The 8,266-nt window shown below is 67.3% G+C and carries 9 protein-coding genes; 4 read left to right on the top strand and 5 right to left on the bottom strand.

Annotated elements, in window-relative coordinates; translation table 11 throughout:
* Positions 1-158: 158 nt before the first annotated feature.
* Positions 159-629, top strand: a complete 471-nt coding sequence (locus ACFVIV_RS12860; protein ID WP_379195624.1) for a flavodoxin family protein — start codon at positions 159-161, stop codon at positions 627-629.
* Here ACFVIV_RS12860 and ACFVIV_RS12855 read toward each other — a convergent pair.
* Complete coding sequence (locus tag ACFVIV_RS12855; RefSeq protein WP_379195622.1) at positions 622-1,575, bottom strand: oxygenase MpaB family protein; 954 nt, start codon at positions 1,573-1,575, stop codon at positions 622-624. The genes ACFVIV_RS12860 and ACFVIV_RS12855 overlap by 8 nt on opposite strands.
* 171 nt (positions 1,576-1,746) lie before the next feature.
* Between ACFVIV_RS12855 and ACFVIV_RS12850 the strand changes: the two genes are divergently transcribed.
* Positions 1,747-2,400: a TetR/AcrR family transcriptional regulator gene (locus tag ACFVIV_RS12850; protein WP_379195620.1), complete on the top strand. Its 654-nt coding sequence runs from the start codon at positions 1,747-1,749 to the stop codon at positions 2,398-2,400.
* A 123-nt stretch (positions 2,401-2,523) separates the two neighbouring features.
* Positions 2,524-3,030, top strand: coding sequence for a hypothetical protein (locus ACFVIV_RS12845; RefSeq protein WP_379195618.1), 507 nt, complete (start codon positions 2,524-2,526; stop codon positions 3,028-3,030).
* Positions 3,031-3,089: 59 nt separating this feature from the next.
* On the opposite strand, the gene ACFVIV_RS12840 is transcribed toward ACFVIV_RS12845, so the two are convergent.
* The 4 genes from ACFVIV_RS12840 to ACFVIV_RS12825 all read right to left on the bottom strand — a co-directional run bounded on the left by ACFVIV_RS12840 (position 3,090) and on the right by ACFVIV_RS12825 (position 6,772).
* Positions 3,090-3,596, bottom strand: coding sequence for a GbsR/MarR family transcriptional regulator (locus ACFVIV_RS12840; protein ID WP_379195616.1), 507 nt, complete (start codon positions 3,594-3,596; stop codon positions 3,090-3,092).
* Between the two features lie 72 nt (positions 3,597-3,668).
* On the bottom strand, positions 3,669-4,448 hold the full coding sequence (locus ACFVIV_RS12835; RefSeq protein ID WP_379195614.1) for an ABC transporter permease subunit: 780 nt from the start codon (positions 4,446-4,448) through the stop codon (positions 3,669-3,671).
* A 48-nt stretch (positions 4,449-4,496) separates the two neighbouring features.
* Complete coding sequence (locus ACFVIV_RS12830) at positions 4,497-5,387, bottom strand: ABC transporter ATP-binding protein (RefSeq protein ID WP_379195612.1); 891 nt, start codon at positions 5,385-5,387, stop codon at positions 4,497-4,499.
* Positions 5,388-5,494: 107 nt separating this feature from the next.
* Entirely contained in the window at positions 5,495-6,772 is a 1,278-nt protein-coding gene (locus ACFVIV_RS12825; RefSeq protein ID WP_379195610.1) for an ankyrin repeat domain-containing protein, read from the bottom strand.
* Between the two features lie 290 nt (positions 6,773-7,062).
* Here ACFVIV_RS12825 and ACFVIV_RS12820 point away from each other — a divergent pair.
* Positions 7,063-8,266: ATP-binding cassette domain-containing protein (locus ACFVIV_RS12820; RefSeq protein ID WP_379195608.1), on the top strand; the 1,204-nt coding region annotated here is incomplete at its 3' end.

Below are 8,266 nucleotides of genomic sequence, written 5' to 3'. Positions count from 1 at the left end.
AATCCCCCCCTTAATTTTTGTTTTTTTTGGTCGGGGGGGCCGGGGCGGTCCGCGCCCGCCCCCCCCCACTCGCCGATTTCACCGGCCGTGTCACGTTTCCGGTGCGGGGTCACTCTTAGGGTTAGCAAGAACGTCGACAAGGTTGAAGGGGAATTGTCATGAAGGCTCTGATCGTGTGCACCTCCGTGTCCCACGGCAACACCAAGCGTGTCGCCGAGGTCATCGGCGAGGTGCTCGACGCCCGCATCGTCGAACCCGACCAGGTCGATCCGGCCGAACTCGCCGGTTACGACCTGATCGGCTTCGGCTCCGGGATTTTCAACATGAACTTCCATCCGCGCCTGCGCGAGTTCATCCGCACGCTCCCAGCCGGACCGCGCGGGAAGGCATTCGTGTTCTGCACCAGTGGATTTCCGGATCCGCCGATCCTGCACTACCGGCGCAACCTGGCCGACCGGCTCGAGCAGCAGGGCTTCGAGGTGATCGGCGGCTTCTCCTGCCGCGGGTTCGATACCTGGCTGCCCTTGAGGCTGGTCGGCGGCGTCAAGAAGGGACATCCGAACGCCGAGGATCTGGCGCAGGCGCGCGCCTTCGCCGAGGCCCTGCGGGTTCAGTTGCCCGCTAACTGATTTCGGCGTGCGCCGGGGCGGTCCCGCGCAGGCTGTAGAGTTCGCGAGCCTGCGCGGGGGTGATCGTCTCGAGTTTGGCGGGCGGTTCGCCCTTCAGGTGCTGTTCGAGGATCTGACCTGCCATCGGGGCGATGAAGGGGGCGGCCTTACGCAGGCCGAACGAGGTGAACAAGGTGAAGAGCCACACGATGATTCGCGCCGGAAGCTTGATGGCGAGATCGAGGAGGGCGGGGGTGTTGTAGTACGGGCCCAGCGTCCGCATCCACCGTGGCGTGATGGCCGAGGAGGCCAGCGAAAGCAACCGGCTGCCAAGGGCATAGGAGATTCCGGCGCCATTGCGCGGTGAGGTGCGCAGCAGGTGGCGCATGCCCTCGTCGGCGGCCTCGGAATTGCACAGGCGCGGGCGCACCCGGGCGAAGTACTCGCGCACCTCGGCGCGGGAGCGGGGCACGTCCTCGGGCTTGCAGGTCTGCAGTTCGGCGGCAATGGCGCACTCCCGCCAGAACTGCGCGTCCTCTTCGGGCGTGAGCGGGCCGGGCCCGAAGACCTCATAGGCCTTGAGCACCGAATGCCAGCCGGTGATGTGGATCCACAGCTGCGTCTCGGGGCTGTTGGCGCTGTAGCGCTTTCCGCTGATCGGTTCGATGCCGGTCATCGGCGCGTGCACCTGCATGAGGTGCTCGGACGCCTGGATGGCGGTGCGGCCGTCGCCGATGGCGGCGATGAGGAAGTAGGCGAAGGTGTTGTCGAGCCGGCTGCGCGGATCGGTGTAGATGCCGCGCGCGTCGGCGACCGCGGCGGTGAGGAACGGGTCGAAGTGCTCGAGCACCACCGCGCGCTGGAAGCCGATCACCGCGGTGGGTGCGGTCCAGATCTTCCAGCTCATCGAGTCCGGGCCGAAGAATCCGTAGTCATCGCGTCGAAGCGTGGTCGGATCGAACCCCATCGTCACTCCCTTGTGCGTCGGCCGCCCAGCCGGTGCGCTGCGTCTCCCGGCGGCGAATACAACGCAACCGTAGCAATTGCTCGAATTGAATACAACGGTCGCGTAGGATTTTGTCGAACAGGGTGCGGTCCAGCAGGCTGACCCGGTGCACCAGTGGAGGCGGAACGGGAAGTGACGGAATCACGCGCGGCGACCGGCCGCCCCAGGCGTCGCTACGCGCCGCGCCTGCCACCCGGGGAACGCCGTGCCCAGCTGCTGGACGCGGCCTTCGACGTGCTGAGCCGCGCGGAACTGCACGAGCTGAGCATGGAGGCCGTGGCCGCGCGGGCGGGGGTGGGAAAACCGGTGCTGTACACCGTGTTCAAGACCCGCGCGGAATTGGTGGCGGCCCTGCTCGAGCGGGAACGCGAACGCGGCCTGGAGCAGGTGGCGAATACGCTGCCGACGGATCTGCTCGGCGCGGACCCGGTGCTCGCGGCCTCGAAGACGGTCGAGGCGTTCGTCGGTGTGGTGCTGGAACATCCGATCCGCTGGCGGCTCATCCTGGCCAGCCCGGGCAATGCTCCCGAGGAATACCGTGCGGCCCTGCGTGATTCGCGCACCGGCATCTTCGATCAGGCCGAGGCGCTCATCCGCATGGGTGCGGCTCTCGATCCGCGCTGGGCGGCAGTGGATTCCGCCTTGCTGGCCGATTCGCTGCTCACCATTGCCGAGATGCTCGGCCGCCTCGCCATCAGCGATCCGGAAGGGTATCCGCGCGATCGCCTCGAGGAATTCGTCCGCTCCATCGTGCGCCTGCTCGGCGGCGGCCCGGCCGAGCGGTGAACGCGGCGACTCCGGGAACGGTTGTCGCACTGGGCTTTTCCAGCGTTAACAGGCGCCGTGCCCCCAATATTGGGGTCCATTGCGCTTGCTAATGATCGCCGGATCGCCGCCGACGCATTGGTCATGAGTACGACACACAGCCCCGCCCGCAAGTCTTCGATGCTCCTTCGCGCCGGCGTCGTCGCCACGTCGGCCGCGGCAGCCCTGGTCGGCTTCACCGGTCCCGCCACCGCTCTGCCGAGCGATCAGGCCACCATCTTCTCCACGACCCTCACCCGTGTCCCCGGCCCCAGTTGCGCCGCGATCATCAATGCCACGGTCGTGCCCCAGCAGAACTCCGGCGAATTCGGCGTCCGGCTGCGGATCACCCAGGACGGCGAATTCTGCAGTAAGTACCGCGTCGGGGTGCACTGGCGCAACCTGGATACCGGGCGCACCAATGGGCAGTCGCACGAGGTCAACGAGCGCGGTGAACTCCAGGGGGCGCCGGGCGGTGTGATCACCGGTTTCGGGATGGGGCCCGGCGCCGGCCGGGTGGAGGCGTCGATCATCACCACCAAGATCAACGACGACGGCTCCCAGCCGGAGCTGGAGCAGATCAGCGGCACCGCGACCTTCACGCTGGGCTGATCGCCATACCGGCAGGGGATCGGGGCTCGCTGTCGGCGAGCCCCGATGTCATGTCCGGACTACTTGCTCTGCTCGGCGTCCCAGCGATCCAGCAGCGCCGGGAGCTGCTTGCCCATCCACACGAAGAAGTCGTGCATATCGCGCACGCGCGCGGCGTCTTCTCCGTTCGGATCGTCGAACAGGGCCAGGCCGCGCGAGGTCATCTCGGTGAGGCTGTCGTACATGCCGCTCTGCCGCCGCGTCAGCTCGGGCAGGATGCCGGGCCGGATGGAGTAGTAGTCGCGGCGGTCGCCGGGCTTGGTGGTCTTGTCCACCCAGTGCATGGTGGTCAGCGTTTTGAGGGAACTGGAGATGGAACCCTTGGACGCCTGCAGCGCCTCGGCGATCTGATTGAACGTCTGCTGCGCCGGGTCGCTGACCAGCAGCCAGCCGACGGTGCGGCCGACCATGCGGACCAGTCCCATGCGCTCGAGGACGAGCGCGAAATCCTCCACGAAGGCGAGTTGGGCCGCGGTGGGGGCGGTGGCGTCTGCTGCGCCGCTGGGCTCGGGCGTTGCGCTGGTCATTACTCGAGTATTCCTTCCGGTTGAAACGACCGAACGGGGTGGGTTCGGTGAACCCACCCCGTGAGGGGACTGCTACACCGCGAGATCGCGGCGGTCGAACACGGTGAGCGCCAGCCCGATCGCGGCGGCGATCAGGACGACCAGCACCGCCATATTTCCGGCGTCGAAGCCCTGCACTACCGGCGCGCCGCCGACTCCGTAGTGGAACGGGGACAGCTTCTGCAGCCAGTCGGTGCCGTCGACGATCCCGCCGATGCTGTTGGCCACGTAGCCGGCGACCACGAGCAGCGAGGTCAGGCCGAGGGTCTTGGCGCGCTTGCCGGTGACCGCGCCGATCGCCTGGGTCAGCGCGCCGACGGCGAGGGCGAACAGGCCGAGCCCGAGGGCCGCGGCGAGGATGTTCCCGGCCGGGATCTCCATCTTCCCGGCATTGGCCCCGGCGAGCACGCTGAGCCCGAGCACGGTGGTGACGATGGCGATCTGCGCGGCCAGCGCCGCGAACCGCTGCGTCAGGAAGGAGGTGCGGCTGATCGGTTGCGCCAGTAGCAGATCCAGGGTTCCGCTGTCCTCCTGGGTGGCGGTGCGGCTGCCCATGCTGATCGCGAAGACGAGCATGAGCAGCATGCCGATCAGGGCGAAGACGGTGGAGTGCAGATATCCGGCGGCGGTGCCGAAATCGCTCAGGCCCATGGCCGTGTATACATCGTTCTGCTTGATGTCCAGTGAGCCTTGCTCTTTGAACGACTGGAAGCTCGGCAGGTAGATCATCGGCACGATGGCCATACCGATCGACCAGCCGATGAGGGCGCGACGCTGTTCCTTGAGGGTCCGGGCGAAAACCGAGGCGATCATTGCATTTCCTCTGTGCGAGAAGGTATTCGAATGTGTGTGGGGTAGGGGTTAGTGGCGCTCGTAGAGGTCGAAGAACAGCTCTTCGAGATCCGGCTCGGTGGACAGCACGCTCACCAGCGGGTACTTGGCCGAGGTCTTGAACAGCGCGTCGACCTCGCCTTCGGTGGTGCAGCGCAAGGTGTTTCCCTCGATGACGAGGTCGCGCACTCCGGGCAGGTGGCTGAAGTCGTCGGCGAAGACGTTCTCGCCGAACACGATTTCCACCGAGCGCGGCGCCCGGCGGCGCAGATCCTCCACATTCTCGGTGCCGAGCAGCCGCCCGGCGCGCATGATGACGGCGCGGTCGGCGGTCTGCTGCACCTCGGTGAGGATGTGCGAGGACATGAACACCGTCTGACCGTTGGTCTTGGCGTCCTCGACCAGGCTCAGAAACCGTTGCTGGAGCAGCGGATCCAGGCCGGAGGTCGGCTCGTCGAGAATCAGCAGGTCCGGTGAGTGCATGAAGGCGGCCACGATGCCGACCTTCTGCTTGTTGCCCTTGCTCATCGACCCGACCTTCTTGGAGAGGTCCAGATCCAGCAGCTGCGCCAGTTCGTCGATGCGCCCCGCGGGCACGGCGCCACGCTGTCCGGCAAAGTAATTCAGCAGCTCCTTGGCCGTATTGCGGCCTTCGAGGGCCAGCTCGCCCGGCAGATATCCGATGCGCTTGCGCAGTTCCGGCCCGCCGGCGCGGGGATCGGTGCCGAACACCTCCACATGTCCCGAGGTGGGCCGGATGAGGTCGAGCAGGATGCGGATGGTGGTGGACTTCCCGGCCCCATTGGGTCCCAGGAACCCGAAGACCTCACCCTGCGCGACCTCCAGGTTCAAATCGGTCAGCGCGACGTTCTTGCCGTAGTGCTTGGTGAGACCTGCGACGCGAATGGCGGGGGCGGTCATCTCGTACTCCTTCGAAGCGGGCTCGCACTCTGTTCTGTTCGTGCGATGTGTTCAGTATTGACTGAACAAACAGAACCTGTCAACACCTGGCGCTGATAATTTTTTGGTCAGCGTGCCCCGGCCGCCCGCAGCAGCATGACGATCCGGCCCCGCCTTTCGGCGATCGCGAGAGCCAAAGCTGTTCGGCCAGCGGCAGTTTCGGCATGGATGTCGGCTCCGGCCGCGATCAACTCGCGCGCGGTCGCGAGTTGCTTGCCGCGAACCGCGACATGCAGCGCGGTATCCCCGTCCTCCGCCCGGGCATCCGGATCCGCGCCCGCGGCCAGCAGCTTCCGCGTGGCGGCCACCCGGCCGTGCGCCGCCGCGATATGCAGGGGAGTGCGCCCGGCGTCGTCCCGTGCGTCGACGTCGGTCCCGTACCCCATCAGCAGGTCGATGGCTTTCACGGCATCCCGCAGCGCCGCCGCGTGCAGCACGGTGCCCTCGGCGCCGCGGATCCCGGTGTCGGCGCCCGCGGCGAGCAGCACGGGCGCCGGCCACGCGCGCGACTCGAACAAGGCGACATACAGCGACGACTTCCCCGACAGCGTCTGCACGTTCGGATCGGCTCCCGCGCCGATCAGCACCTGCACGACCGGCACCGACCCAGCGGATACCGCGATGTGCAGCGGCGTAATGCCGAGCGAGTCCTGGACACGGGGATCGGCTCCGGCCGCCAACGCCTCCCGGGCCAAAGCCGCATCGCCCGTGCGTGCCGCGCGCTCGAGGAGCAGGCTCTCGTCCTTGCGCAGGCTGGCCCGCAGGACATCCATTCTGCATGCGGCGCATCGGCCTTCGAGGACCAGATCCAGCGGTGTCGGCCAGGTCGGATCCGCGCCGTGCGCGTGCGGGTCGGCCCCGGCGTCGAGCAGGAGCCGGACGATCTCCGCGCGGCCCAGGCGCACGGCGAATTGCAGCGGGGTTTCCCCGGCTATCAGATGCCGCTGGACGTCGACTCCGGCGGTGAGCAGGTCGCGCACGAGATCGGGGAGGCCGGCCGTGATGGCCGTGGACAACGCGGTCTTGCCGGACTTCGACACGGAGTGCGGGTCGGCGCCCGCCCGCACCAGTTCGGCGACCACGTCGAGGGTTTCGTGCTCGATCGACGAGCGCAGCAGGCGATTCAGCGACAGCCGATACCCCTCGCCCCGGAACAGCGAGTAGCACCCCATCGACAGCGAGCCCAGGGCGGCCATGGCCTGTTCCCGCTCGACCTCGGCCGGATCGTGGGCGAACGCTCGCAGCTCGCCGCGCTGCCACCCGACCACATGCACTTCCGCGCCGCAGTCGATCAAGAACGTCTCGATCACATCTGGTGGCAGGACGGCGGGCCGCTGCTCGATCATGTGCATCCCCCGGTGAGCGATCGGGCAACAGTATTCGGTGTGTGAGCCGGCTCGCAATGGATTCGGGGTTGACGAACCGCTGCGTCCTGGATAGCTTCGTAGACCTCATGGGAACTTTGATTTTCTTCCTGTAATCGCCTCGCCGCGTTGAGCTTCGCTCCGCCGCGAGATCCACCCCACACGTATTCGCCTCCGGCGTACCTCTTCGGCCTGCACCCCGACCCGGGATTTCGCATGCCCTCGTGTGGGTTCCCCAGCGATCCGGCGCACGCCGAGAACAGGAGACCCCCTTGCTTACCGCTACTGCCCAACTCGCCCTCTCCCACATCACCAAGCGCTACGACGACCGCGTCATCCTCGACACCGTCAGCCTCTCCATCCGCCCGGGTGAGAAGGTCGGCATCGTCGGCGACAACGGCTCCGGCAAATCCACTCTGCTGCGCCTGATTTCGGGCCACGAGCTCCCCGACAACGGTGAACTCACCGTCCGATCACCCGGCGGCATGGGCTATCTCGCCCAAACCCTGGACCTGCCGCCCACCGCCACTGTCGCCGACGCCATCGACCTCGCACTCGCGGACCTCCGAGACCTGGAAGCCCGCATGCGCGCGGCCGAACAGGCCCTCGCCGCCCCCGGACCGCTGGGAGATCGCCTCGACGAATACGCCGACCTGGCCACTCGATTCGAAGCACGCGGCGGCTACCTCGCAGACCAGCGCGTGGAAACCGCCCTGCACGGCCTGGGCCTGCCCGGCCTCGACCGCACCCGCCCGCTCGGCACCCTCTCCGGCGGCGAACGCCGCCGCCTGGCCCTGGCCGCCACCCTCGCCGCCGCCCCGGAACTGCTCTTGCTGGACGAGCCCACCAACGACCTGGACGACAGCGCCGTCGAATGGCTCGAACAACACCTGCGCACCCACCGCGGCACCGTCGTAGCGGTCACCCACGACCGAGTATTCCTGGAACGCATCACCTCAACCGTGCTCAAAGTGGAAGCGGGCCGAATCACCCGCTACGGCAACGGTTACGCGGGCTACCTGACCGCCAAAGCCGCGGAACGCCGCAGACAGCAACTGGAATACGAGGAGTGGAAAGCCGACCTGACCCGCAACAAGCGCCTGGCCGAATCGAATGTGGTTCGCCTGGAAGCAATCCCCCGCAAGATGGAAAAGGCCGTCTTCGGCTTCGGAGCCTTCCGCGCCCGCGGCCGCGCCCACGGCGCCATGTCCCGCATCCGCCAAGCCAAGGAACGAGTCGACCGCCTCACGGAAAACCCAGTGGCCCCACCCCCGAGCCCGCTGCGATTCACGGCAGAGCTGTCCGCACCGAGGCATGCGGCCGAAAGGTGTGCGGACGAAAGGTATACGGCCGAAAGGTGTGCGGACGAAAGGTATACGGCCGAAAGGTGTGCGGACGACAGCACCACCCGTCATTCCGGCGTGGGGTTTGGGGGCGTAAGACAACGGCACGGGGAAGCCCGCCCAAAAAAACGCC

It is taken from the genome of Nocardia sp. NPDC127526 (assembly GCF_042672265.1).
Lineage (GTDB): Bacteria > Actinomycetota > Actinomycetes > Mycobacteriales > Mycobacteriaceae > Nocardia.
Note: the sequence above shows the minus strand (reverse complement) of the source record. Positions and strands in the feature narration are given on the sequence as shown.

Excerpts from the sequence above, each read along its gene's own strand:
- ACFVIV_RS12845 (WP_379195618.1), top strand. The coding sequence starts at position 2,524 with ATGAGTACGACACACAGCCCCGCCCGCAAGTCTTCGATGCTCCTTCGC.
- ACFVIV_RS12840 (WP_379195616.1), bottom strand. The coding sequence starts at position 3,596 with ATGACCAGCGCAACGCCCGAGCCCAGCGGCGCAGCAGACGCCACCGCC.
- ACFVIV_RS12825 (WP_379195610.1), bottom strand. The coding sequence starts at position 6,772 with ATGATCGAGCAGCGGCCCGCCGTCCTGCCACCAGATGTGATCGAGACG.
- ACFVIV_RS12860 (WP_379195624.1), top strand. The coding sequence starts at position 159 with ATGAAGGCTCTGATCGTGTGCACCTCCGTGTCCCACGGCAACACCAAG.
- ACFVIV_RS12835 (WP_379195614.1), bottom strand. The coding sequence starts at position 4,448 with ATGATCGCCTCGGTTTTCGCCCGGACCCTCAAGGAACAGCGTCGCGCC.
- ACFVIV_RS12830 (WP_379195612.1), bottom strand. The coding sequence starts at position 5,387 with ATGACCGCCCCCGCCATTCGCGTCGCAGGTCTCACCAAGCACTACGGC.
- ACFVIV_RS12855 (WP_379195622.1), bottom strand. The coding sequence starts at position 1,575 with ATGGGGTTCGATCCGACCACGCTTCGACGCGATGACTACGGATTCTTC.